23 protein-coding genes are annotated in these 25,529 nt (G+C 57.3%); 11 read left to right on the forward strand and 12 right to left on the reverse strand.

The window, feature by feature from the left end:
* Nucleotides 1-9: 9 nt before the first annotated feature.
* The 5 genes from AC2TDA_RS07195 to AC2TDA_RS07215 all read right to left on the reverse strand — a co-directional run bounded on the left by AC2TDA_RS07195 (nt 10) and on the right by AC2TDA_RS07215 (nt 5,231).
* A complete protein-coding gene (locus tag AC2TDA_RS07195; protein ID WP_480877652.1) occupies nt 10-1,008 on the reverse strand; it encodes an endonuclease/exonuclease/phosphatase family protein in 999 nt (332 codons plus the stop codon).
* Nucleotides 1,005-2,045: an ABC transporter ATP-binding protein gene (locus AC2TDA_RS07200; protein WP_480845079.1), complete on the reverse strand. Its 1,041-nt coding sequence runs from the start codon at nt 2,043-2,045 to the stop codon at nt 1,005-1,007. Before AC2TDA_RS07200 ends, AC2TDA_RS07195 begins: the two co-directional genes overlap by 4 nt.
* A 12-nt stretch (nt 2,046-2,057) precedes the next feature.
* Nucleotides 2,058-2,963: an ABC transporter permease subunit gene (locus AC2TDA_RS07205; protein ID WP_480845080.1), complete on the reverse strand. Its 906-nt coding sequence runs from the start codon at nt 2,961-2,963 to the stop codon at nt 2,058-2,060.
* A 9-nt stretch (nt 2,964-2,972) separates the two neighbouring features.
* Nucleotides 2,973-3,854 (reverse strand): ABC transporter permease subunit, encoded by an 882-nt coding sequence (locus AC2TDA_RS07210; protein ID WP_480845081.1) that lies wholly within the window; start codon nt 3,852-3,854, stop codon nt 2,973-2,975.
* Between the two features lie 75 nt (nt 3,855-3,929).
* Nucleotides 3,930-5,231 (reverse strand): extracellular solute-binding protein, encoded by a 1,302-nt coding sequence (locus tag AC2TDA_RS07215; protein WP_480877650.1) that lies wholly within the window; start codon nt 5,229-5,231, stop codon nt 3,930-3,932.
* Nucleotides 5,232-5,486: 255 nt separating this feature from the next.
* Here AC2TDA_RS07215 and AC2TDA_RS07220 point away from each other — a divergent pair, with 255 nt between their 5' ends.
* The 3 genes from AC2TDA_RS07220 to amaB all read left to right on the forward strand — a co-directional run bounded on the left by AC2TDA_RS07220 (nt 5,487) and on the right by amaB (nt 9,245).
* Complete coding sequence (locus AC2TDA_RS07220) at nt 5,487-6,491, forward strand: LacI family DNA-binding transcriptional regulator (RefSeq protein WP_480877648.1); 1,005 nt, start codon at nt 5,487-5,489, stop codon at nt 6,489-6,491.
* 132 nt (nt 6,492-6,623) lie between these two features.
* Entirely contained in the window at nt 6,624-7,730 is a 1,107-nt protein-coding gene (locus AC2TDA_RS07225) for a saccharopine dehydrogenase family protein (RefSeq protein WP_480845084.1), read from the forward strand.
* Between the two features lie 18 nt (nt 7,731-7,748).
* The gene (gene amaB, locus AC2TDA_RS07230) at nt 7,749-9,245 is read left to right on the forward strand and encodes an L-piperidine-6-carboxylate dehydrogenase (RefSeq protein ID WP_480878102.1); all 1,497 of its coding nucleotides are present in this window, start codon (nt 7,749-7,751) and stop codon (nt 9,243-9,245) included.
* 39 nt (nt 9,246-9,284) lie between these two features.
* On the opposite strand, the gene AC2TDA_RS07235 is transcribed toward amaB, so the two are convergent.
* Nucleotides 9,285-10,862, reverse strand: coding sequence for a DUF5928 domain-containing protein (locus AC2TDA_RS07235; RefSeq protein WP_480877646.1), 1,578 nt, complete (start codon nt 10,860-10,862; stop codon nt 9,285-9,287).
* A 142-nt stretch (nt 10,863-11,004) separates the two neighbouring features.
* On the opposite strand from AC2TDA_RS07235, the gene AC2TDA_RS07240 reads away from it, so the two are divergent.
* Nucleotides 11,005-11,823, forward strand: coding sequence for a sulfotransferase family protein (locus AC2TDA_RS07240; RefSeq protein ID WP_480877645.1), 819 nt, complete (start codon nt 11,005-11,007; stop codon nt 11,821-11,823).
* Between the two features lie 165 nt (nt 11,824-11,988).
* Here the strand turns inward: AC2TDA_RS07240 and ilvD are convergent, their stop codons facing one another.
* Nucleotides 11,989-13,821 carry a dihydroxy-acid dehydratase gene (ilvD, locus tag AC2TDA_RS07245; RefSeq protein ID WP_480845088.1) on the reverse strand — a complete coding sequence of 611 codons (1,833 nt, stop codon included), beginning with the start codon at nt 13,819-13,821 and terminating at the stop codon, nt 11,989-11,991.
* Between the two features lie 106 nt (nt 13,822-13,927).
* On the opposite strand from ilvD, the gene AC2TDA_RS07250 reads away from it, so the two are divergent.
* The 5 genes from AC2TDA_RS07250 (at nt 13,928) to AC2TDA_RS07270 (ending at nt 17,353) form a co-directional block, all read left to right on the forward strand.
* A complete protein-coding gene (locus AC2TDA_RS07250; protein ID WP_480845089.1) occupies nt 13,928-14,503 on the forward strand; it encodes a helix-turn-helix domain-containing protein in 576 nt (191 codons plus the stop codon).
* Nucleotides 14,500-14,769 (forward strand): CBU_0592 family membrane protein, encoded by a 270-nt coding sequence (locus AC2TDA_RS07255; RefSeq protein ID WP_480845091.1) that lies wholly within the window; start codon nt 14,500-14,502, stop codon nt 14,767-14,769. The genes AC2TDA_RS07250 and AC2TDA_RS07255 overlap by 4 nt, the downstream gene beginning before the upstream one ends.
* Nucleotides 14,770-14,862: 93 nt before the next feature.
* Entirely contained in the window at nt 14,863-15,717 is an 855-nt protein-coding gene (gene sseA / locus AC2TDA_RS07260; protein ID WP_480845093.1) for a 3-mercaptopyruvate sulfurtransferase, read from the forward strand.
* On the forward strand, nt 15,717-16,901 hold the full coding sequence (locus AC2TDA_RS07265; RefSeq protein ID WP_480877643.1) for an amino acid aminotransferase: 1,185 nt from the start codon (nt 15,717-15,719) through the stop codon (nt 16,899-16,901). Before sseA ends, AC2TDA_RS07265 begins: the two co-directional genes overlap by 1 nt.
* A gap of 200 nt (nt 16,902-17,101) precedes the next feature.
* On the forward strand, nt 17,102-17,353 hold the full coding sequence (locus AC2TDA_RS07270; protein WP_480877641.1) for a hypothetical protein: 252 nt from the start codon (nt 17,102-17,104) through the stop codon (nt 17,351-17,353).
* Nucleotides 17,354-17,518: 165 nt separating this feature from the next.
* On the opposite strand, the gene AC2TDA_RS07275 is transcribed toward AC2TDA_RS07270, so the two are convergent.
* Together AC2TDA_RS07275 and AC2TDA_RS07280 are read right to left on the reverse strand one after the other, a co-directional pair.
* Nucleotides 17,519-18,844: an ammonium transporter gene (locus AC2TDA_RS07275; RefSeq protein WP_480845097.1), complete on the reverse strand. Its 1,326-nt coding sequence runs from the start codon at nt 18,842-18,844 to the stop codon at nt 17,519-17,521.
* 33 nt (nt 18,845-18,877) lie between these two features.
* Nucleotides 18,878-19,216, reverse strand: coding sequence for a P-II family nitrogen regulator (locus AC2TDA_RS07280; protein WP_480845099.1), 339 nt, complete (start codon nt 19,214-19,216; stop codon nt 18,878-18,880).
* A gap of 257 nt (nt 19,217-19,473) precedes the next feature.
* On the opposite strand from AC2TDA_RS07280, the gene AC2TDA_RS07285 reads away from it, so the two are divergent.
* Complete coding sequence (locus AC2TDA_RS07285; protein WP_480877639.1) at nt 19,474-21,657, forward strand: transglycosylase domain-containing protein; 2,184 nt, start codon at nt 19,474-19,476, stop codon at nt 21,655-21,657.
* A 65-nt stretch (nt 21,658-21,722) separates the two neighbouring features.
* Here AC2TDA_RS07285 and leuB read toward each other — a convergent pair whose 3' ends face one another.
* Nucleotides 21,723-22,826: a 3-isopropylmalate dehydrogenase gene (gene leuB / locus AC2TDA_RS07290; protein WP_480845101.1), complete on the reverse strand. Its 1,104-nt coding sequence runs from the start codon at nt 22,824-22,826 to the stop codon at nt 21,723-21,725.
* A 91-nt stretch (nt 22,827-22,917) separates the two neighbouring features.
* Here leuB and AC2TDA_RS07295 point away from each other — a divergent pair, with 91 nt between their 5' ends.
* The gene (locus AC2TDA_RS07295; RefSeq protein ID WP_480877637.1) at nt 22,918-23,445 is read left to right on the forward strand and encodes a redoxin domain-containing protein; all 528 of its coding nucleotides are present in this window, start codon (nt 22,918-22,920) and stop codon (nt 23,443-23,445) included.
* A gap of 56 nt (nt 23,446-23,501) precedes the next feature.
* Here AC2TDA_RS07295 and AC2TDA_RS07300 read toward each other — a convergent pair whose 3' ends face one another.
* Together AC2TDA_RS07300 and AC2TDA_RS07305 are read right to left on the reverse strand one after the other, a co-directional pair.
* Nucleotides 23,502-24,530: an endonuclease/exonuclease/phosphatase family protein gene (locus AC2TDA_RS07300; RefSeq protein ID WP_480877635.1), complete on the reverse strand. Its 1,029-nt coding sequence runs from the start codon at nt 24,528-24,530 to the stop codon at nt 23,502-23,504.
* Nucleotides 24,527-25,306, reverse strand: coding sequence for a hypothetical protein (locus tag AC2TDA_RS07305; RefSeq protein WP_480877633.1), 780 nt, complete (start codon nt 25,304-25,306; stop codon nt 24,527-24,529). The genes AC2TDA_RS07300 and AC2TDA_RS07305 overlap by 4 nt, the downstream gene beginning before the upstream one ends.
* Between the last annotated feature and the right edge of the window lie 223 nt (nt 25,307-25,529).

Here is a 25,529-nt window from a genome sequence, read left to right on the forward strand (position 1 = left end):
GGGCCTGTCTCAGGCCTGGGCAACCCGGCACCAAACGGCGTCGTGATCGGACAATGGTTTGCCCTCTTCAGTCAGAGAGGACACGCGTCTTTTATCCGAACAGATAAATCCGCGTGTGCAGAACCAGTCCAGACGCATCTGTCGGGTTGGATGCGGGGTGATCAGGCTGGGCCGCGTGGTCATGCCCTCGGGGGAACAGGCCCAGTCATAACCCCTGTTTTCAGCGATTTGAAACAAGGTTTCGTCCCGCCAGTCAAAGTCTGGGGGAATGTGGTTTCCGGTGTTCAGGTCTCCGCCGATAATCACCGGCATGTCCGGCGCAAATTGGTCCATCATATCCAGCAGCGCATCAAACTGTGCTGCGCGATGAGCCGCGCCCGAGTTGCTCTCCAGGTGGGTCGAGACGACACAGACCGGGCCGCTCTGACCTGGCAGGATCGCAGCCAGAGCCATTCTGCCTCCAACCCGAGGTTGCTCGGGATCGCCCGCGCCTTCGGTCATGAACCAGTGCCCATCTTCGTCCAGCCGCAACATCGCCAGCCGTTCAAACGGGACCGCGCTGAGGATGGCGTTGCCGTGCCAACCGCGGGCGTTGAAATCGTCGGTGCAATAGGGTCGCTCGGTCGGACCGCCAAGGCCCAGTTCATGAAACTCGACCCCGTAGGCGTAGGTCATGCCCAAGGCGTGGGCCATATCTTCGGTCGTGTGGCGCTGAGATGTTCTGGCCATCCCATGATCCATTTCTGACAACAGCACAACCTGCGGCGCGAAAGGGGCGATATGGTTGGCGCTTTCCTCAGGGAACAGACAGCGTTCGAGATTCCAGGCCACAACCGAAATCTCCTGCGGCAGAGCGGTTTCCTGAGTTTCACCGCCCGTCTGCAACAGGTTCATCGCGGGTAAATCAGCCAGCAATGCGCGGTGGGCCTGCGCGGTACGCGGCGCAGCCAGAATGCGCTGGTGCTCTGCTTCCGAGACCAGCGGCAAAGTCGAAACAGCGTGGGTCACAGGCGTTTTCCGGTCTCAGTTGCAAACAGCGACGCTGCGCCGGGTTTGACCGACAAGTTGGCCGGGCCGGGTGAGACTTCGGTATCCTTGCCTACGTGTACGGTCAGTTTTTCCTGCCCGATCGAGGCATGCAACAGGCGGTGAGCGCCCAGTTCCTCGATAATGTCGATCGTGATGGACAGCGGTCCGGCCGGGTCCAGCAACAGGTCTTCGGGTCGGATGCCAAGGGTCACCGGGCCATCGGTCGGCGCACCTTCAGTGATGTGGGTGTCGGCAAAACGCACTGCGCCACCGCTGGCTTGCGCGTTCAGCAGGTTCATCGGCGGCGCACCCATGAAGGCGGCTACAAAGGTCGACGCCGGGGCGTGGTAGACCTCGGCCGGGGTCCCGATCTGTTCGATCTTGCCGCTGTTCATGACGATGATGCGGTCGGCCATGGTCATGGCTTCGACCTGATCGTGGGTGACGTAGATCGAGGTCACGCCCAGACGTCGTTGCAGCGCCTTGATCTCGATCCGCATCTGGTTGCGCAGCTTGGCGTCCAGATTCGACAGCGGCTCGTCAAACAGGAACAATGCAGGGTCACGCACGATGGCCCGGCCCATCGCCACCCGTTGCCGCTGACCACCCGACAGTTGTGAAGGCTTGCGGTCGAGATACTCATCAAGGTTCAGCAGCGCTGACGCCTCGGCCACCTTGCGGTCAATTTCACCTGCCGGAGTTTTGCGGTTCCTCAGGCCGTAAGCGATGTTCTTGCGAACTGTCATATGCGGGTAAAGCGCATAATTCTGGAACACCATCGCGATATCCCGGTCGGCAGGATCGACATTGTTTACCTCACGCTCGTCAATGCGCAGAGTACCTTCGGTGATGTCTTCGAGCCCCGCGATCATGCGCAGCAAGGTGGATTTGCCGCAGCCGGATGGACCAACCAACACCACGAACTCGCCATCGTCGATGTGGAAGCTCGACGGCGTGACGGCCTCGAACCCGTTGGGATAGAGTTTGCGGATAGAGTTCAGGGAAACCTGAGCCATAGGTAGTATTCCTTACTTGTCGGATTCCGTCAGGCCCTTGACGAACCAGCTTTGGAAGAAAATGACGACGAAGACCGGTGGGATGATGGCGATGAATGCCAGCATGTTCGCGCGGCCGTATTCGGGGATGTTGGTACCCTCAAGGTCCTGCGTGATCTGCTTGATCCCGCGGACAAGAGTGAACATGTCTTCTTCGGTGGTGATCATGGTCGGCCACAGATACTGGTTCCAGCCGAAGACGAACATGATGATGAACATCGCGGCGATCATCGTCCGGCTGAGCGGCACCAGTATGTCGATGAAGAATTTGACAGGTCCCGCGCCGTCGATTCGAGCTGCCTCGACCAGCTCCTCGGGGACTGAACGGTAGTATTGCCGGAAAAAGAACGTCGCCGTGGCCGAAGCGATCAGCGGAATGATCAGACCCTGATAGGTGTTCAGCATACCGAGTTTCTGGATCACTTCGTATGATGGCAGGATACGCACCTCGAGCGGCAAAAGCAGCGTGGTGAAGATGATCCAGAACGCCAGCGTGGCGAACCGCAGGCGGAAATAGACGATGGCATAAGCTGCCATCATTCCGATCACGATTTTACCGACTGCAAAACCGATGCCAAGAATGAACGAGTTGATCAGCATGCTGGTTCCGGTGTTCTTGCCGGAAAAGCCCGATGCCTCGAACATGGCCTTATCGAAGTTGGGACCCAACTGATCGCCGATTTGCAGGGTCGGGCCGGTCTTGATGACTTCGACATCCGGCATGGTGGTCATCTGCAGCAGCACGATCAACGGCAGCAGCATGAACAGAGAGCCAAGGATCAGCACCAGATGGTCGCCGATATCGCTCAGCCGGACCCCGCGCTTGGATGCGGTGGGGGTCGAGGTCTCGACGCTTTGGGCGGTATGAACATGTGTCATGGCGAAACCTCAGGTATAGTGGATACGACGTTCAACCAGCCGGAACTGGAAGACGGTCAGGGCTAGGACCAGCACCATCAGGATAACCGATTGCGCCGACGAACCACCTAGGTCGTTGCCGCGGAACCCGTCCACATAGACCTTGTAGACCAGTGTCATCGGGTTGTTCCCTGGCTCCCCCTTCACAAGCGTATCGATGACGCCGAACGTGTCGAACAGAGAATAGGTGATGTTAATGATCAGCAGGAAGAACGCGGTCGGCGCTAACAGTGGGAAGGTTACATCCCAGAAGCGACCCATGGCCGAGCCATTGTCGATCAAGGCCGCTTCGCGCACGGAGCGCGGTATGGATTGCAAGCCAGAAAGGAAGAAGATGAAATTGACGGGCACCTGTTTCCAAACCGAGACGATGATCATGGCAGATGCCGTGTCGAAGTAGTTGACGCCCAGCTTGAAGTCCCAGCCGAATTTTTTGACAAATTCGGTCAGGGGTCCCCAGCTTTGGTCGAACATGATCAGGCCGATGAATCCAGCAACCGGAGGAGCGACCGCGTAGACCCACATCAGCAGTGTTCGATAGCTGCGCGCGCCGCGAATGACCTTGTCCGCCTTGACTGCCAGCAGCAATGCCAACGCAAGTGAAAAGAACGTGACCAGCAAGGTGAAGATCACCGTGAACCATGCAATGCGGCGGTATTCGGAATTTGCCGCTAGGTCGGTGTAGTTGTCAAAGCCAACGAAGGTCGACCCAAATCCGAACGGGTCCTGCAAGAACATAGACGATTGGATCGCATGTGCTGCGGGCCAATAGAAGAAGACCGCAATGATTATCAGCTGAGGCAGCAGCAACAGAATAGGCAGCCATTTCGTGTCAAAGCCTGCGCGCTTCATGCGGGCCTTCCTTTCATTTAATAAGGGCGGCGACCACAGATGCCTGCGGCCGCCGCGCCCGTTCAGGATATCAGATTACCCTTGGGTTTTCGAGAAACGCTCGAGCAGCTGGTTGGCTTCCGTCTCGATGTTCTGGAATGCATCTTCAACCGAGGTTTCGCCGGTCAGGATGCGGCCATACTCACGGTTCATCACGTCGCGGATCTGAACATAAAAGCCCATGCGATAGCCTTTGGTGTTTTCACCGGCAGGCAGCGACAACTGGTTGATGCCGATCTCGGCGGCGGGCATTTTTTCATAGTGTCCATCGGATTTGGCCAGTTCATACGCAGCTTCGGTGATCGGAACATAACCGGTTTCCTTGTGCCAGAAATACTGGGTTTCAGGCGAGGTCAAGAATTCGAAGAATGCAGCTGTGGCTTCGTTTTCCTCGGCAGGCTTACCCGCCATCGCGAACAGAGCGGCGCCACCGATGAAGGTTTGCTTGGGCTCAGTCGTTACCGCTTCCCAATAAGGCAGGTAGGTGGCCGAGAATTCGAACGGCAGGTCTTTCTTGGACAGGCCGCCGAAGGAACCGGATGAGCCCAACCAGATCGCAACTTTGCCTTCTTCGAACGGTGTTTGGTTGTCACCCCAACCGGTGCCGAACCATTCGAAATAGCCGTTCTTCTGCCAGTCCTGAACAGCGTTGAAATGCGCCTTGATGGCATCGTTGTTCACCAGAATCTGCGTGTCGACGCTGTCATAACCGTTGTTGTTGGTGGCAAACGGCAAGTCGTGGCGCGACATGAAGTTTTCGGTGAAGATCCACGGCAGGTGCGACTGCGACAGGCCAGTATATCCGGCCTCTTTCAGTGCGGGCGCGGTGACGGTCTGGAACTCTTCCCAGGTTTTCGGCGGGGTCACACCGGCTTTTTCCAGCGCATCCACATTGTAATACATGATGGGCGAGGACGAATTGAACGGCATTCCGATCATTTTGCCGTCACTGTCCGCGAAGAAATAGCGCACGCCTGAGATATAGTCTTCGATGTCGAAGGTCACGCCATTGTCTGTCAGCAGGTCCTGAACCGGGATGGTTGCACCCTTGGCGCCAATCACAGTAGCGGCACCGGCGTCGAACACTTGCAGGATGTTGGGCTGTTCACCAGCGCGGAAGGCAGCAATACCGGCCGTCAGGGCTTCTTCGTAGGTACCTTTGAACACTGGGGTGACGACGTATTCGTCCTGGCTGGCGTTAAAATCCGCAGCAATCTGGTTAACGGTTTCACCAAGTGCACCACCCATCGCGTGCCACAAGGTGATTTCGGTTTCCGCATATGCTGCGCCGGACAGCAGCGTCGCGGCTGCGGCAGTGGCGAGAGTCAGACGAGTCATTCTGTATCTCCGATCAAAGAAGCCCTGAGGGCATTTTGGGTTGATTTGGCCCGCAGAGACCTGCGACTCCAAAAGGTAAGCACGTGATTCCACGCCGAACTACTGAGCTAAACCTTTGAAAAAATTAATGGTTTTCAGCTCTGTTTTTCTTGCATGAACTCTGCACACGTGTTCACATACAGATGCACTGTAACGCGGCTGTGACGAATGTGAAGTATTTTAACGACATCGTACAAAAGACTGTGAGCATTTGAGATGAAACCCAAGACCGGAACTCGGACGAAACGGGTTACTGCCGAGGATGTGGCGAAACTGGCCGGATCTTCCCGTTCGGCCGTGTCGCGTGCCTTCACACCAGGCGCTTATCTGAATACCGAAAAACGTAAGGCGATCCTGAAGGCAGCCGAAGAGCTGGGCTATCGCCCGAATGCATTGGCCGCCAGTTTGCAGGCAGGTGGATCGAACTTGGTTGCCATCTTCGTCGGTGAAATGCCAAACGAATACGATCAGGAGGTTCTCAGACACCTGACGACAGGGCTGTGCGGTGCGGGCCGGTGGCCCATCGTGATCGGCGGTACCGAAGATACATCTCGCGAGGCGGTTTCGAATGTGCTGCGCTATCCGCTCGAGGCGATCATCCTGCGGTCGGGCAGCCTGAACGAAGATATCGTGGAATCCTGTGGTAAATTGAGCATTCCGGTCATTTCCAGCGGCCGGCTGCTGAATGCGCCCGGGGTCGACAATGTGAGCTGTCGCAACGCCGAGGGAATGCGGCGCGGAACGGATGTGTTGCTGGACAAAGGTCGAGGCAGATTTGCGTATATTGGCGGGCCTGCCTATTTTGGCTCGTCACAGTGGCGGCGAAAAGGGCTTTGCGCGGCCCTGTCGGCCCGAAGCCTGTCGCTGATTGCCGAAGAAACCGGCGATTTCACTGTCCAAAGCGGATATGACGCTGCCGGTCGGCTTTTACTGTCAGCCTCAATGGATGCGTTGGTTTGTGCAAATGATGCCATGGCAATCGGGGCGATGACGGCGCTGCGCGAAAGCGGGCATAGGGTTCCCGAAGATGTCTCGGTGCTGGGATTCGATGACATAGCTATGGCCGCTTGGCCCGCGTTTTCGCTGACCACGTTGCGCAACCCGATCCCGGAACTGGTTGAAGCGGTGATCGGTTTGCTGGACCGCCGCGCAGAAGATCCCGGCAAGCCCGAGGAAGAAGTACTGTTGGATCCCGAGCTAATCCTACGTAGCAGCCACTAATTGGAAAGCTTCGGCATAATGTCGAAAATACCGCCGTTATGACGCAAATGTCCGTGATTTCGTCAAGATACACGCTGCTTTTCGAACAGGTTTTCCTCCATATTCAAGAAAAACGGATAATGGAGGCACGTTTTGAACTGGAATGTTTGTGTCGTTGGCGCCGGTAAAATCGGGCAGATGATTGCGACCCTGCTGAAGGGATCACCGAACTACCGAGTGACTGTAGCGGATCATGACCTGAAGGCGTTGGGCGAGATCGCCAAGATGGGCGTGGGCACTAAACAAATCGACGCCAAAAACGAAGAGGGGCTGACCGCAGGTCTGGCCGGTTTTGATGCAGTGATTTCAGCCGCGCCGTTTTTTCTGACGCCGGCCATTGCCAAGGCAGCCAAAGAGGCAGGCGCGCATTACTTCGATCTGACCGAAGACGTGGCCGCAACGAATGCCGTGCGCAAGCTGTCAGAAGACAGCGATACGGCCTTTATGCCGCAATGTGGACTGGCGCCGGGCTTTGTCGGCATCGCGGGGGCTGCCCTGGCAGCGGAATTTGACGAAATCGACAGCCTGCATATGCGGGTTGGTGCACTGCCGCTCTACCCGACCAACGCGTTGAAATACAATCTGACATGGTCGACCGACGGCCTGATCAACGAGTATTGCAATCCCTGTGATGCCATCGTGAACGGTGAACTGGTCAAGACCGCTCCGCTGGAGGATTACGAAGTTCTGGGCCACGATGGTGTGGAATACGAATGCTTCAATACCTCGGGCGGTCTGGGCACTTTGCCCGAAACGCTGGAGGGCAAAGCGCGCGCCGTATCCTACCGCTCGATCCGGTATCCGGGCCATTGCGACATCCTGAAACTGTTGCTTCGTGATCTGGGGCTGGAACGCCGTCGCGATCTGTTGAAAGAGATTTTCGAAGCCGCATTGCCGCGCACCGATCAGGACGTTGTGCTGGTCTACTGCACGGCCAAAGGTAAGATCGAAGGCGAATTGCGCGAGAAGTCCCTGATCAACAAATCCTTTGCGCGAGAATTCAACGGACAGGTCTGGAGCGCCATTCAAGTCACGACTGCAGCAGGTGTGCTGGGCGTGGTCGATCTGGTGCGCACCGGGGCGCTGCCATCCAAAGGGTTTGTCCGGCAGGAGCAGGTGAAACTTGCCGACTTCCTCAATACAGAATTTGGCCAGCTTTATCGTGCTGGTGATGTGACCCAACAGAACAAGGCGGCCTGAGATATGAAAGACGTAGTGATGACAGCTGAAGCAACCCTTGCGAAATTAGATCTCACTCAAGAGGAACTGACCGGCGGCACACTGCGGGTGACCTCACCCATCGATGGCAGTCTGCTGGCCGAAGTACATGAGACCCCTGTCGCTGAGATGAACGCCATCTTTGCCCGTGCCAAAGCGGCGTTCAAAGAATGGCGGGTTGTTCCCGCCCCACGGCGTGGTGAGCTGATCCGGCTGCTGGGTGAAGAACTGCGCGCCGCCAAGGATGACCTGGGTGCGCTGGTCAGTTGGGAGGCAGGCAAGATCACGTCCGAAGGACTGGGCGAAGTGCAGGAGATGATCGATATCTGTGACTTCGCGGTCGGCCTGTCGCGTCAGCTGTATGGCCTGACCATCGCCTCCGAACGCCCCGGCCACCGGATGATGGAGACCTGGCATCCCGCGGGTCCGGTTGGCGTGATCTCGGCCTTCAACTTTCCTGTTGCCGTCTGGTCGTGGAACGCCGCTCTGGCGTTGGTCTGTGGTGATCCGGTGATCTGGAAACCGTCCGAGAAGACGCCGCTGACAGCGATGGCCTGTCAGAAAATCTTTGAGCGCGCGCTGGTGCGGTTTGGTGATGCGCCGGACGGCTTGCTGCAAACCCTGATTGGCGGGGCGGCGCTGGGCGAGGCGCTGGTTGCCAGCGAGGATGTCCCGGTGATCTCGGCCACCGGGTCGACCCGCATGGGACGGGCGGTAGCACCCATCGTGGCGCAGCGGTTTGGCAAATGTATTCTGGAACTGGGCGGCAACAATGCGATGATCGTTGGTCCCTCGGCCGATCTGGAAATGGCGGTGCGCGCGATTGTGTTCTCGGCCGTGGGTACCGCAGGCCAACGCTGTACCACGCTGCGTCGCCTGATCGTGCATAAATCGATCAAAGGTGAACTGGTTGCGCGTTTGAAAAAGGCATATGCGGGGCTGCCGATCGGCGATCCGTTGGCCGAAGGCACACTAATCGGTCCGTTGGTGGATGAAGCATCCGGGGTTGCGATGACATCCGCCTTGAAGGCCGCTGAAGCCGAGGGCGGCACAGTATTCGGGGGCAATCGCGTGACCGAAGGTGTTCCTTCAGGCGTCTATATGGAACCGGCGATCGTCGAAATGCCCGGACAAACCGAGACGGTGAAAACCGAGACCTTTGCTCCGATCCTTTATGTGATGGGGTACGACGATTTTGATCAGGCGCTGGAAATCCAGAATGATGTACCGCAAGGCCTGTCCTCTTGCGTGTTCACCCTGAACATGCGTGAGGCGGAAAAGTTCCTGACAGCTGCCGGTTCGGATTGTGGGATCGCCAACGTCAATATCGGCCCGTCGGGTGCCGAGATCGGTGGAGCCTTCGGCGGTGAAAAGGAAACGGGCGGGGGGCGTGAAAGCGGCTCGGACGCGTGGAAAGCCTATATGCGTCGTCAGACCAATACTGTGAACTACTCGGCCGAACTGCCGCTTGCACAAGGCGTCAAGTTCGATATCTGACCCCTATGACCCGGCGGTGTCCGACAAAGTCGCCGGGTCTTAATCCGAGAACAGGTATTCCAACTGCATGATGGCCTGCGCCTTATCGGTGGCGACCCCGAGAAACTTGGCGACTGCGATTTCGTTGTCGGCCTTTGGTGCCGACTGACGCAAACGCAAGTACCCATCGAACCCTGCGCCCCGGATCTGCTCGGATTCATAGGTGATATCGTTACGGATGGTCGGCAGCAGGCGCTCGACCGTCCGGACGGGGCTGGCCTCTCCGGCCAGACCAACGCGCCGCGCGTGACCGATCAGATAGTCGTCGGAATAATCACACTCGATTTCAAGCACATGTGTCCGGGCCTGATCCGCGCAAAAGTCTTGAACAATGTCCAAATTCGACGGATCCAGGCAGATCACCAGCCGATCCGAATTGAAGTGGTCAAACAACATCTGCACAAGGGCCCGGCGATGACGAGAACGCTTGGTCAGGGTCGTTTCGATCCCCCCCAGATCAGGCAGGGGCGTTTCCAGTTCATTGAACAGATACTCGACGCAGGGAATATCGGTTTCAGACACGATCTGACCGACCAGCCGCTTGGCCACGTGCCATTTTTTGCAGACGATCAAATATAAGTCCCGCTCAGATCCGAGCGTGTTCGCGGCCTCCCAGAACCGTCTTGCATAGCGCCGCCCGACACGCCCCCGACCGCTGAGAAAACTGTAGAGGTTGCGCCCTTCGTCCGATACCTGAAACGTGATCCCTTCGCTGGCGTATAGCTTACCAAGCCGGTCTTTTAGCTCATGCGCCTCGGCGCTGATCTTCCGCGCAAAGATGTAGTCCTGACCCAGCAACATATCGTAGTGGTCGTTATAGAACGTGACCGGCATCCCGTAGTCAGAGAACATCAAGAACGTCAGCGTGCGGTTTTCGATTTCCGCTCTTGGGATCAGGTGTCGGACCAGCGTTTGAAAAAAAGTTTCATCTGGGATCCAAGTGGTCGAGAAAAACCGAACCACATCCCGTCTCTGGCGTAGAAAGGCGAGAATCATCTCGATCGTCTGGCGGCGCAGGCACCACCACTGGCTACCGATCATGACTTGTATGTCCGCAGGTATCTCTCGGGTCAGGCCCAAACGCTTTTGCATTTCATAGGCCGCGTAGAACCGGCGGCTCTGGGTGCGTTCGTTAAAATAGTGGCGATAGATCAGCCGGTCTTCTTTCATACCGGTCTTGATCCAGTTGCTTTCGAAGAAATCGTAGCTTTCTACGAAATCCTTGTCGTTCTCGTCGAGAAATCGATGAGTGTATTCTGCTGTCTTGATCGCCATGCAATCGCCGGACAGCATGTAGAAATGCGTGGCGCGGGGAAAGGCCTCGACCGCTGCCTGAATCGCGTAAAGTGTTGCCTGAACCAGAGACCATTCCCCCCAGCCGCATTTGGTCCGGTTGGAGGCGAGGGTAACATTTGGATTGTCTTTCAGCGCGTCACGAATGCGCGCATAATCTACTGCACCGGCGCGTGCATCGAAATGGATGGTCATGCAGTCGCCGGCAGCGGTCAGTTGCTCTGCCTGCGCGATGATTGCGTCAGGGTTTTTGTGGCACAACAAAATATAGGCAATCTTTGCCATAGAGGTCCGCAATTCCCGTTTCTGCTCGTTTCCAACCGTGATACTGAGGATGAACGATTGAATAAACAGAATTTTTTTGGTTCTTTTACATCGAATGCCGGAGTATCGGCCTGAGACCGAACCGGCGAAGGAGGCGCAGCGAATGGGTTTTCCCGGGACATGGATGACCGAAAGCCAAAGCATGGTTTATCGCGTGGTGCCCAAATGTGCCTGCTCGACCATCGGGCAGATCATGTACTACTCCGATCACGGTCAGTTCTTTGATGGCGATATCCATGATGCGCAGGACGGTATGCACAAATGGGCCTTTGATGGCAGTCAGGATGTGATTGCCAGGAATGTGCGGTCGCATGAGTCCTTTACGTTCACCTGTGTCCGCAATCCCTATACTCGCATCCTCAGCTCCTTCTTTGACAAGATCTGCGGTATTCAGCGAAACGGAAAACGCTATCGCGGCAATCTGGTGCCGACGCTGATTTACAACTACGGCATCGAAGTTGGCGGGAAAGACGGGAAGGGCGAGTTTGACCAGATCGCCAGCTTTCGCCGGTTTCTGCTGTTTGCCCGAGATACGATCCGTTGGCGGCGTCCGATGGATCCTGATATTCACTGGTCGGCCATGTCAGGCCATGTTTCAACGCTGATCGTGAATGGGGGACGGTACGATCGCATCTTCTGGACCGAGAAGTTCAATGACGGGATGCGGGGCGTATTGGAAGATCTCGATACGGCACACCCTGTGACCTTGTCCGAGATTCCACGTTTCAACGAATCCGAAGGCCACGGTCCCAAGCGGGCGCATCCGGTTGAGGATTACTTTGACGACCTTTCGATGCATTTGGTTTATGAGATCTACAAGAAAGACTTCGAGCTGTTCAAATACGATTTCGAAAATCCTGCAAACAAGATGCCGGTCGGAGAGATCGACCTGGATGAAGTTCACGCCAAACTGGGTGACTAAGAATCGGGTGGGGGCTCCCGCCAATCGTCAAAGTCTCTGACGAGACATCTCCTCTTGATGGGCCCGGCGCCGCGCTTTTGCGCGGCGCCGGGCCCAAGTCCGAAAGCGGTGTCGGCAAAGCCGATGGTGCATATCGGACGCGGGAGTGTTCCCGGTTGTTTATTCTCAGACCTGGCGCACGGCCCCTTTTGCCGCGCTGGTAGTGAGTTTGGCATAGGCTTTGAGCGCCGTTGAAACCTTGCGCTTACGCGGCTCAGCCGGGTGCCAACCCTTCTCGTCCTGCTCTTCGCGCCGCTCGAACAGTTCCTCATCCGATACGGCCAGATGAATGGTGCGGTTGGGGATGTCGATCTCGATTGTGTCGCCAGTTTTCACCAGTCCGATCTCACCGCCTTCTGCGGCTTCGGGGGATACATGGCCGATAGACAGACCTGATGTGCCGCCCGAGAAGCGGCCATCGGTCAGTAGAGCGCAGGCTTTGCCCAGACCTTTGGATTTCAGATACGAGGTCGGATACAGCATCTCTTGCATTCCCGGTCCACCGCGTGGGCCTTCATAACGAATGACTACTACGTCGCCCTCTTTCACCTTGCCGGTCAGAATATCGTTCACCGCCTGGTCCTGGCTTTCGCAAACATAGGCCGAACCGGTGAATTTCAAGATGTTCTCATCCACCCCGGCCGTTTTCACGATGCAGCCTTCGCGCGCAATGTTTCCAAACAGAACTGCTAGGCCACCATCCTGACTGAATGCGTGTTCCTTGGATCGGATCACGCCGTTTTCGCGGTCGGTGTCCAGTTCCTTGAAGCGGTTCGATTGGCTGAACGCCTGCGTGGTGCGCACACCGCCCGGCGCTGCTTTGAACAAGTCCTGTGCTTTGGGATTGTTTGCAATCTTGATATCCCAATTGGCAATCGCTTCGCCCATCGTGGCGGAATGGACCGTGCTGCACTCTTCGTGAAGCAATCCCGCCCGACTGAGCTCACCCAGGATCGAGAAGATACCACCGGCCCGATGAACGTCTTCCATATGTACGTTTTCGGTGTTCGGTGCGACTTTACACAAACACGGTACCTTGCGGCTGAGGTGGTCCATATCACTCATGTTGAAGTGAACCTCTCCCTCATGCGCAATAGCCAGAAGGTGCAGAACTGTATTGGTCGATCCGCCCATGGCGATATCCAGGCTCATCGCGTTCTCGAATGCCTCAAATGTGGCGATTTCACGTGGCAGGAATCCTTTTTCGTCCAGATCATAGTGTCGCTTGGTGATCTCGACGATCCGGCGCCCGGCTTCAAGAAACAGTTCTTTGCGATCCGCATGTGTCGCCAGTGTCGAGCCGTTGCCCGGCAGTGCGAGGCCCAGAGCCTCGGCCAGACAGTTCATCGAGTTGGCAGTGAACATGCCCGAACACGATCCGCACGTGGGGCAGGCGTTTTCCTCGATATGCTGGACTTGTTCGTCGGTAAACCTGTCATCAGCTGCCGCGACCATGGCGTCGACCAGGTCGATCTTTTTGGCGTCCAGATCGGCGATGTCGATCTTGCCGGCCTCCATCGGCCCGCCCGAAACAAAGATCGCCGGGATGTTCAGGCGCATCGCGGCCATCAGCATACCAGGAGTGATCTTGTCACAGTTCGAGATACAGACCATCGCGTCCGCGCAATGGGCGTTGACCATGTATTCGACGCTGTCCGCGATGACTTCGCGCGACGGCAGCGAATATAGCATTCCGTCGTGACCCATGGCGATTCCGTCATCGACGGCGATCGTGTTGAACTCTTTCGCGACACCGCCTGCGGCCTCTACCTCGCGCGCAACCATCTGGCCCAGATCCTTCAGATGGACGTGCCCCGGTACAAATTGGGTGAACGAGTTGACGATGGCGATGATCGGCTTGCCAAAATCATCGTCGCCCATGCCTGTTGCGCGCCACAGGCCGCGGGCACCGGCCATGTTGCGGCCATGGGTAGAAGTTCTGGATCGGTACATTGGCATGATGCTGTTTCCCTTTTGCCCCGGTTGCGATATGCGGGATGCGTACGTTATAGCGCACGTAGCACATGTGCGTTATAACGTACAATAGAATTTGCAGAGCGCAGGCATGGAAACGGAAGACATTACACTGAAACTAAGGGACGTGCGGGCCGCCTCGGGGCTGAGCCTGTCCAAGGTCGCCGAAATGACGGGTGTCAGCAAAGCCATGCTGGGCCAGATCGAACGCGGCGAATCCAGCCCGACGATTGCGACTCTTTGGAAAATCGCAAAGGGGTTTCAATTGCCGCTAAGCGCTTTGATTGGGTCGTCGGCTATGCGCGATCCTGCAGACGCGTCGGTGTTTCGCACCGTAACCTTTCCTGGCAGCATCGAAGTAAAGATCGTTTTCCCGTTCGATCCAGCCCTGGGGGCCGAGACGTTTCACGTTGAACTTGCCCCGAACCAAAGTCACGAATCCGCCGCCCACGCCGCCGGTGTGACCGAGGAAGTCTTTGTGCTCAACGGCGCGCTGGACATATTACGGGATGGGGAATGGGTGCCGCTGCACGCAGGGCAGGGACTTCGCTTTTCCGCCGACCTGCCGCATGGCTACCGTGCTGGCGATCAGGGGGCGGCTTTCCTCAACATGCATCACTATTCGCAACAGGCAGAATTTTCAGAACAGAATCGAAAGCTCTCATGACCGCATTTTGGGACAGCCTGACATTTGTGGACGCCATCGGCTCTTGCGGAGCGCTGATTGTCGTTGCCGCTTATTTTGCGACGCAAATGCGGTTGATGAACTCTGACGATCTGGCCTTTCCGGCGTTCAACCTGCTGGGTTCGGTTCTGATCGTTTTTTCGCTGCTGCAAAACTTCAATCTGGCTTCGATGCTGATCGAAGGGTTCTGGATTCTGATCAGCCTGATCGGGATCATTCAGTACTTCCGCCTGCGCGGTGCCAGATAAATCCCGTGTTGCAAGGGCGCTAGCGCTATCCAACCTTGAACCCCTATCCCACCGGGTATAGGAAATTTCCAAGCGCGATTAGGGGAGGCATTGATGCAGGACGATCCAAAAACCCTCGTTTCCACCGAATGGCTTGCGGCCCATCTAAAGGATCCGGATCTGCGGATTCTGGATGGGTCTTGGCATCTGCCGCAGCAAGGGAGGGACGCAAAGGCCGAATACGACGCCGGTCATATTCCCGGGGCGCGGTTCTTTGACATCGACGAGGTCTCCGATCACCGCTCGGACCTGCCACACATGGTGCCGCCGGTCGAGAAATTCATGTCGCGCCTGCGCGCGATGGGCGTGGGGGATGGCCATCAGGTTGTCGTCTATGACGGAGCCGGACTGATGTCGGCTGCGCGCGTGTGGTGGTTGTTCCGGTTGATGGGGCAGGAAAACGTTGCTGTACTGGATGGTGGGCTGCCCAAGTGGCAGGCTGAAGGCCGAGAGATTGAGGACTTGCCACCCGTCATCCGTGATCGACACATGACTGTTCGGGTTCAGAACCATCTGGTGCGGGACGTGACGCAGGTCTCGGCCGCAGCTAAGCTGGCGGATCATGAGATTATCGACGCCCGTTCTTCTGGCCGGTTTGCCGGAGCAGAGGTAGAGCCCCGCGCGGGTCTGCGCTCTGGTCATATTCCGGGGTCGCGAAACGTGCCGTTCGGCACTTTGTTGAACAAGAATAACACGATGAAGTCGCCTGACGAATGCCGCGCCGTGTTTGAAAGTGCGGGAGTGGACCTGTCGAAACCGGCAATCACATCCTGTGGCTCGGGCGTGACCGCCGCGATCCTAAGCCTTGCGCTCGAGCGCATGGGCAAGAAAGACCACTCGCTTTATGACGGCTCCTGGGCTGAATGGGGTGCCTTCCCAACCCTGCCCGTCGCAACCGGAGAGAACTGATGTTCGAATTTCTCAAACCTCAGCCCGCTGACAAGATTCTGGCGCTGATGCAGATGTACCGTGAGGATCCACGTGATCAGAAGATCGATCTGGGTGTGGGTGTCTACAAGAACGCCGAGGGCATCACCCCGGTCATGCGCGCAGTGAAAGCGGCCGAGCAGCGTATTTTAGAAGAGCAGGAAACCAAGGCGTACACCGGCCTTGCAGGTGATCCGGCTTATGCGGATGCGATGATTGGACTGATTCTGGGCGCTTCGGTTCCGCGCGGCAACATTGCCGCCGTAGCGACACCCGGTGGTACCGGTGCCTGCCGTCAGGCGTTCGAGATGGTCCGCATGGCCAACCCCTCGGCCCGCGTCTTTGTGTCAAACCCAACCTGGCCGAACCACCTGTCGATCCTGAATTATCTGGGCATCGAGACGGTTGCTTACCGCTATTTTGACAGCGAAACCCGTGGTGTTGATTTCGACGGGATGATCGAGGACCTAAAGACCGCCAATGCAGGCGACGTCGTTCTGCTGCACGGTTGCTGCCACAACCCGACAGGCGCAAACCTGAATATGGTACAGTGGCAAGAGGTCGTGAACCTGATCAATGCGCGTGGCCTGGTGGCCATGATCGACATTGCCTATCAGGGCTTTGGTGACGGCTTGGAAGAGGACGCGCTAGCTGTCCGTCTCGTCGCTTCGTCGGTTAAGGAATGCCTGATCGCGGCTTCTTGTTCAAAGAACTTTGGTGTCTATCGCGAACGCACCGGTCTGCTGATGGCTGTCAGCTCTGATGCGGGTCAAACCGCACTGAATCAAGGGACACTCGCGTTTCTGAACCGCCAGAATTATTCCTTCCCGCCGGATCACGGCGCACGGGTGGTAACGACGATCCTGATGGACGACGCCCTGCGAGCAGACTGGGCTGCCGAATTGGAAGAGGTCCGATTGTCCATGCTGGGTCTGCGTCAGGATCTGGCGGATGAACTTCAGCGTCTGAGCGGCTCGGATCGCTTCGGGTTCATTGCCCAGCACCGCGGTATGTTTTCACGTTTGGGCGCGGCACCGGAACTGGTGGAAAAACTGCGTAATGATCACGGCATCTACATGGTCGGCGACAGCCGTCTGAACATTGCTGGCTTGAATGCGAATACCGTGCCGATCCTGGCCAAGGCGATTGTCGACGTCGGCGTCTGACGGCGCCACTAAAGGATTTAAGGGGCCGCCTTTGGGTGGCCTTTTTTTGTTTCGTTCGATTTTGGTGGCGGAAAAAGGGTTGATGACTTTTGATTTGGAATCGAGCTTACAGCAACTCTGAGACTCAACTCATGCGGGTATTGTGTGTTTACATCTGCAGCTATATGTGCGTTTGGACGATTGAATTAATAGGAAAAAGAATGCCACACCCACCCTCTTATGACGAACTTCTTGCTTGTCCAAAGTTGATCGGATTTCCGCAGGCCGGGCGATATATTGCGGCTGTAGAAAATGGACGGATTGTCGGTGGAGAAAGAGAAGAAAGTGAAGGAACGCTCGAAATCCAAGCGTCCCAGATGCACCGTTCTTACACCGATGCAGATGAGTTCATTATCTTTGAGGTCGATGCTGACGGAAAAATAAACCCACTCCCACCGCTTTTCAGCAGTTAAGTCATCATCGGTTTGACCGCCGAACTGGCATTCAAGTCTTTGCTGAGTAATTAAAAGGCCTGAGTGAATCTTAGCGGTTTGCTAACCAGTACAGACTTGGTGCCATATGAAAAATGCCCGGGCGGAAAGCCCGGGCAGGTGTCTTTTTGGGAGAGCTCGAAGAGTTCAGCCCTTGGAGAACTCAGGGTAGGCTTCCATACCCAGCTCGCCCATATCCAGGCCGTTGATCTCCTCTTCTTCGCCAACTCGCAGGCCAACAGTTGCCTTGAGGATCGAGAAGAGAACGAAGCTGACGACGAAGACGAAGATGCCGATCGCAGCAAAGCCGATGATCTGGGTCACGAAGGACGCGTCACCGTTGGTCCAGGCCACGATGAAGGTGCCCCAGAAGCCTGCGATCAGGTGAACTGGGATCGCACCGACCACGTCGTCGATTTTCATGCGATCCAGCATCGGAACAGTCAGAACCACGATCACGCCACCGATTGCACCGATGATCAGAGCCTGGAACAGCGACGGAGCCAGCGGTTCCGCGGTGATCGACACCAGACCGGCCAGCGCACCGTTCAGGACCATGGTCAGGTCGACCTTGCCGTACATCAGCTGCGTCAGGATCAGCGCGGCAACGGCGCCGGCAGCAGCGGCCATGTTGGTGTTGGCAAAGATGCGGCTGATGTCGGCCATGTCACCGATAGTACCCATTGCCAGCTGAGAACCACCGTTGAAGCCGAACCAACCCAGCCACAGGATGAACGTACCCAGTGTTGCCAGCGCAAGGTTCGAACCCGGAATCGGCACAACCTTGCCGTCTTTGTTGTACTTACCGATACGCGGGCCCAGCACGATGGCACCGGCCAACGCTGCGAAACCACCAGCGGCGTGAACCAGAGTCGAGCCGGCAAAATCGCTAAAGCCCATCTCGGACAGCCAGCCGCCGCCCCACTGCCAGGACGCTTCGATCGGGTAGATAATGCCGGTCAGTACGATCACAAAGGCGAAGAAGGGCCACAGTTTCACGCGCTCGGCCATGGTGCCCGAAACGATCGATGCAGTGGTGGCACAGAACATCAGTTGGAAGAAGAAGTCAGATCCGACCGAAGCATAGGACAGGTCGGTTTCAACACCGCTCAGGCCAACAGGCTCCAGCGAGGTGGGTGAAAAAGCGCCAAGGAACCCCGTGATTGTCCAGCCATCGCCCGGATACATCAGGTTGAAGCCCACCAGCCAGTACATGATGGCGGCAAAGGAAAACAGGCCCATGTTCTTGACCAGCTGCATGGCAACGTTCTTGGAGCGCACCAGACCAGCCTCGAGCATGGCAAAACCCGCGGCCATCCAGAACACCAGAAAACCGCCGACCAGAAACAACAGCGATGTCAGGATATATTGCGTATGCTGCGCAGTTTCTCCGGTGGCGGCCTCTTGCGCAAAGCCCATCTGCGGCAACGCGACAATCGCGGCGGCAGGGATGAGAGATTTCATCAGATTCATAGTCAGTCCTCGAATGTGTGTGAGTGGGGGCGCTCAGAGCGCCTCTTCGTTCGTTTCCCCAGTCCGCACGCGCAGGGCCTGCTCGACATCGAGGACGAAAATCTTGCCGTCGCCGATTTTGCCGGTCTTGGCGGTCTTGGTGATGGTTTCGACGATCTGGTCGGTCATCGTGGCGGGAACTACGATTTCCAGTTTGATCTTGGGCACGAAGTTCACGGCGTACTCCGCCCCACGATAGATTTCGGTGTGACCGGACTGCGAACCAAAACCCTTGATTTCAGTCACCATCATTCCGCGCACACCAGCCTCGGTCAGTGCTTCACGCACTTCCTCAAGCTTGAACGGTTTGATTGTCGCAATGATTAGTTTCACGTCTTTCCCCTCTACGTCTCCGGCATGGCCGGTATTTTGCACCTGCAGAAAAAGAGCGTGTGCGAAGGCTTATAGGAATGGGTTTCCGGGGTAGACGTGTCCGAAATTCGCAAAAATTGCACATTTTTTGCACAAATTTGATGCGATGATAAAAAAATAGGCGGTTACGGGAAGGGAAATACCAGAAATTCACACCTCTACATGGCCGCGGCACCGAGGTATGGTGCCACAAAAGCATAATCGGGCAGAGTTTGAGCATGACTGAGTCCAAGCGCCGCAAACCGCCACTGGTCGCGGACAAAAGATACCCGTCGAAGCGGCGCAAACCTGCGACGGCAAAGCGGGCTGCGAAGCCTGCGGGCAAGAAATCGACGGCCCGCAAAACCGCGACGCGCAAGACGGCCCGGAAAAACACACGTCGACGGTCGGGCGGAGGAGGGGGGCCATTTCGTCGCCTGTTACGATGGATCGGGCGTCTGATCTGGGGCGTAACCTGGCGCGTAGGCGCCGTTGCCGCGCTGATGTTGGCGCTGGCGATCGGCATCGTCTATAGCACCTTGCCCGATCTCGACGCTCTGCTGGACGGGCGGGCGCGCGGGTCGGTAACGTTGCTGGATCGCGACGGCAAGGTCTTTGCGTGGCGCGGTGATCAGTTTGGCGGCGTGATCACGGCCGACACGGTCTCGCCGCATCTTAAAAACGCGGTGATCGCGACCGAGGATAAGCGGTTCTACCGCCATTTCGGCGTCAGCCCGCGAGGCGTCGCCAGTGCCGTTCGGATCAATCTGAGCGAAGGGCGTGGGCCATTGTCCGGCCATGGCGGTTCGACCATTACACAGCAAACGGCCAAGCTGTTGTGTCTGGGCGTTCCATACGAGCCCAGCGATTGGGAGTCCGAGGCCGCATATGAGGCGGATTGCCGACAGGGTTCTCTTTGGCGCAAGGGGAAAGAGGCCATCTTTGCGATGGCGATGGAGGTCAAATACTCCAAGGACGATATTCTGACGATCTATCTGAACCGAGCGTTTCTGGGGGCCGGTGCGCGTGGATTCGAAGCTGCGAGCCAGCGTTACTTCGGAAAATCGGCAGCAGAGGTTTCTCCGGCTGAGGCCGCGATGCTGGCAGGGTTGCTTGTTGCGCCCACGCGCTATGCGCCGACTAATAACCTGCAACGTTCGCAGGATCGCGCGCGGCTGGTCGTCGGGCTGATGGAGGATCAGGCCTATCTGACCTCGGCGCAAGCCAGCGAAGCCCGCAGTCGCCCGGCACAATTGTCCAAAGCCGCCGCCGCGAGGGCCGGTGGATATTTCGCGGACTGGGTCATGGCCAGCGGGCCCGAGTTCTTTACCCGCAACACCACCGAGGATGTGGTTATCCAGACAACGCTGGATCAGCGAATCCAGCAATCTGCTGAAGAGGCGCTGAAGTTCATCTTTCAGGAGAAAGTCCGTGAAGGGTCCAAAGCGCAAGCCGCGATTGTCGTGATGTCGGCGGACGGGGCGGTGCGCGCCATGGTCGGCGGTCGGGAAACGCGAGTGGCGGGTGTTTTCAACCGGGCGACTTTGGCGAAACGACAAACGGGTTCAGCCTTCAAACCCTTCGTATATGCCACTGCGCTGGAGCTGGGGTATTCTCCGCTGGATACAGTTAATGACGAACCCTATTGCGTCAATATTCCCGGTTCGGGCCAGTGGTGCCCCAAGAACTATACCAACAAGTTCTACGGTCGGGTGACGCTGGCCGATGCGCTAAAGAACTCGCTGAATATCCCGGCCGTCAAAGTAGCCGAGATTTCCGGGCTGGATAACGTCCGTACGGTCGCAAGTGGTTTTGGAATTGCCAGCGATCTGGCGCAGGGGCCGGCATTGGCGCTGGGCGCATCGGAAAGCACACTGATCGAGATGACGGGCGCATATGCTGGCATCCTGAACGGCGGTTCGGCGGTGGAACCCTACGGTCTGACTGAATTGAAACTGTTGGGTGACAACACCCCCGTTATGGTGACGACGACAGGCATCGGCGAGCGTGTCATCAACGACAAGGCTGCCAGGCAACTGACGTGGATGATGGAGCGTGTGGTCTCCGAAGGCACCGGTGCACGGGCCAAACTGCCGGGGTGGCAGGTAGCGGGTAAGACCGGCACGACCCAAGCGGCACGAGACGCATGGTTTATCGGGTTCACGGCGGACTATGTCGCGGGTGTCTGGATGGGATATGACGACAACACGCCGCTATCGGGTGTCACCGGTGGTGGATTGCCGGCCGAGATCTGGAAAGAGACCATGACGCGCGTCACCGACGGCATGACGCCAACACCCCTGCCCATGTTGGCACCTGATCCTCCGGTTCAGACAGCGCAGCCGTCAAAACCGCGCCGCAAGCAAGGCGGCGGGTTCGCGCAGGAAATCAATAACCTGTTGAACAGCATTTTTGGAAACTGACAGGCAAACGAAAAAAGGCGGTGCACCGGGCACCGCCATTCTGTTTGAGTCCAGCGCAGATCGGGTTAGGTGCTTGCGTCCAACGCCGCGACGATCGCATCGCCCATCTCAGAGGTTGAAACCGGCACCACACCTTCTTCGGCCAGCAAGTCGGCAGTGCGGACACCATCGGCCAGCACTTTCTCGATGGCTGTTTCAAGACGATCCGCTTCTTCGCCCTGATCAAAGCTGTAACGCAGCGCCATAGCAAAGCTGAGAATACAGGCAATCGGGTTGGCTTTGCCCTGACCGGTGATATCGGGCGCCGAGCCATGCACCGGCTCGTACATCGCTTTGGGACGGCCATTGGCCATCGGGGCACCCAGAGAGGCGGAGGGAAGCATGCCCAGCGATCCGGTCAGCATCGCCGCGCAGTCGGACAGTATGTCGCCGAACAGGTTGTCGGTCAGGATGACGTCGAACTGTTTCGGTGCGCGGACCAGCTGCATGGCGCCGTTGTCGGCATACATGTGGGACAGCTCGACCTCGGGATACTCCCTGGCGACACGGTCAACGACCTCGCGCCACAGGATGCCCGATTCCATCACGTTGGCCTTTTCCATCGAGCACAGTTTCTTGTTCCGGCGCATCGCTAGTTCAAAGGCCGAGCGCGCTGCGCGTTCGATTTCGGATTCCGTGTAACGCTGGGTGTTGATGCCGACGCGTTCGTTACCTTCTTCGAAGATGCCACGCGGTTCGCCGAAATACACACCCGAGGTCAGCTCGCGCACGATCATTATGTCCAGACCGGCCACGATGTCCTTTTTCAGCGACGAGAAATCCGCCAGTGCGTCAAAACACTGGGCCGGGCGCAGGTTGGAGTACAGGTCCATCTCCTTGCGCAGGCGCAGCAGGCCGCGCTCGGGTTTGACGCTGAAATCAAGATCGTCATATTTCGGGCCGCCGACAGCACCCAGCAGAACCGCGTCCACGTCTTGTGCTTTGGCCATGGTCTCGTCCGACAGCGGCTTGCCATGTGCATCGTAGGCCGCGCCTCCGACCAGATCCTCGCTCACGTCAAAGTGAAGACCGCGATTGGTGCCGAACCAATCGATGATTTTGCGCACTTCGGCCATAACTTCCGGGCCAATTCCGTCTCCGGGCAGGATGAGGAGCGAGGGGTTGGACATGAAGGGTCTCCTTGCGTTTCGTCGCAAAGGCCCTAGCGTCTGCGCCGCATCGGGTCAATGAGACGAACCCGACAATTCATGAGGAAAACACATGTTGATACCGGGAAACCCAGTGCCGGTGCTGAAAATTGAAACCGTGGGCCACGGCAGTTTTGATCTGGACGCCGACAAGGGTGAAAACGGAACGCTGGTTATTCAGTATCGCGGCTTGCATTGCCCGATCTGTATTCGTCAGATGGGCGAGGTCGAGGCTGCACTGGACGATTTCGCGGCACTGGGCGTCGAGGTTATCATGCTCAGCACGGATACTTCAGATCGTGCCGCAGAAACGGTCGCCAAAGCCGGAACTTCGAAATTGCGTGTGGGCCACAGCCTGCCCCTGTCCCAAGCGCGGGACGGGTGGGGCCTGCATATCTCAACAGGCCGCGAGGGGACTGCTGAGGCGCCGTTCTTCGCTGAGCCGGGTCATTTCTACATCGCGCCCGACCGGTCCTTGTATTTCGCATGGCAGCAAACGACACCTTTCGGTCGGCCCTCGATTTCTGACATTTCGGGTGGGATCAAATATGCTTTGAATAACAAGTATCCGCCGCGCGGTACCTATACCGGAGCGCTGTAAAGCAATTGGTCGGATTGGTGGCCCATCGTGCAAGGCTGCCCGGGCCTGTCGGCGCCTCAATCCATCGCCAGATCGACCCAAACCACCCGATGGCGACTTGCAGTTTCGGCATGCTGCCGGTTTGGCGAACCCGCATCGGGCCAATAGACGCCTGCATCCAGAATCTTCCAACCCGCAGAAGGCAGCACATAGTCGACCCGCAACTCGCCGACGCCTTTCCACATCACAGTCGCAAGCGACCCCGAGGGGCTGCGAGGTTGCGGATCCTGAATACGAGGGTCAGCAAGCAGATCCCGGATCGTTTTCTTACGCCCTTCACCCAGTTCGGGGTCGAGGTTCGCATCGCCCGCAATCACGAACCGATCAGCCAGCAGCCCACCCAACGCGCCGTCCAGCACCAGAGACCACAACCGGATTTCGTCGCGATTGCGAAGCCCGTTGCGGTCCTCGGGTCCATCAAATACCGGCGGCGCAGAGTGGAACGTCATCAGGTCTACCTGACCGATTGGGGCCTCGATCGGCACAATCCAATGCGCGGTCGAAGACAGACGCTGCGCTTCGTGTGCCTGTGCGGAAGGGAAGGGCGCGCCGTCGACTTCCGGTAGGGTTGCGCCCGGCAGCTCACGCCACAAAAGACCCGAGAATGACTGGATATTTTCCCGCAGGATTGGATAGCGGGACAGGACAGCCAGCCCTGCCTGACCCGTGAACCTTCCCCACCCTTGCGCATCGCCCGGACCGCCGGTTCTACCGTCGCCGTCCAGATCCAACGACGTTTGAAGTCCCGAGTTTGGCCGCTCTGCAAAGCTATAGGGATAGTCCAACCCGGCTTCGAGTAATGACTGAGACAGCGCTGATAAAGTCAGGTTGTCAAGATCCCAGTCGATCCCCTGCAATGCCACGATATCAGGTTGGATTTCAGCCAACACCGCAACGACGGCCGAGACTTGTGGATCGTCACGCCGGATATCCCGCAACAACAGCCCCGGCCCATCGCGGCTGAGTTCCGTGTTGTATGTGGCTATGCGGAGTTGCTCTGCCTGCGCCGCAATTGGCAGCAGCATCAGCAGAATGACGCGGATCATGCGGTTTGCGTGGTCTCGGCAGTTGAATAGGCGCGGCGTTTTTCAACGATCAGATTGGCGACTCGCATGGTCGCCATACCGCGCATGATCATGCTGGCCGGCAAAAAGGCCCATGCGCTGAGGGTCCAGATCAGAGTCTGCGGATTGCTCAGCGCGATTGGGCTGCCGAATTCGGAAATGAGTTTGATCAGGGCGGGAATCACAAATGGCAACAGCGCACCGATCATGATGTTCAACCGACCGTCCCGCTGCAGACGAGTGACAACGTCGCCGCCTTTTGTCGGGTCGAAAAGCGGTAGATTGGTCCAGACGTTGAAAGCGCCATTCCCGGTGGGCCAGCCGCGTATTTTGATTGCGTAGGCAAAGCTGGCAATTGTGACCAGCGCAGCGACATAGGCTATGCTTGCTGAAATGCGCACTAACTCGACCAAAGGCGACGTCGCGTCAGCGGGAAGCATCAGAACGACCAGGCGTACTGGCGAGTATGGAAAATCAGCCACGTTAGCGACCATCAGACCCATGGAATAGAACACGCTGGTCAATTCAGTCGGCGCGTAAACGTTTTTGCAGATCAGCGTCATGAACGTGATCATCGATGTCAGGCCGACAAAGCGTAAACGGTTCACCGGAGGTGCGTCACGGAATTCGATAAAGCTGGGAAAGGCAGAGTTGTATTCAGAGAACGTCAAAATGAATGCCAGAATCGCGAGAAACACGACAATCTCGGTCCCATTCGACGTCGATGTAGGCAGGTACAACGCGGGAGTGAGCACCATAAGCGCCACCAAAAGTCCACGTATCGCCGCCCCCGTTGTGCGTGCAATCACAATCCGAACCCTTTCCAAACCGGAGCAGTCGATTCTACGTCGACTTACAGTCCAACTTGTGCCCGCCGTTCTTTGTTTTGACGGATGCCTCGTTTTTGCCAACACTGGCGGTAACGGGCATTTAGCTCAAGCCAAGGGGCAGAAAACACGTACTTTCAGGCAAAATGATGGC

The organism is Ruegeria sp. HKCCD6426, assembly GCF_057221115.1.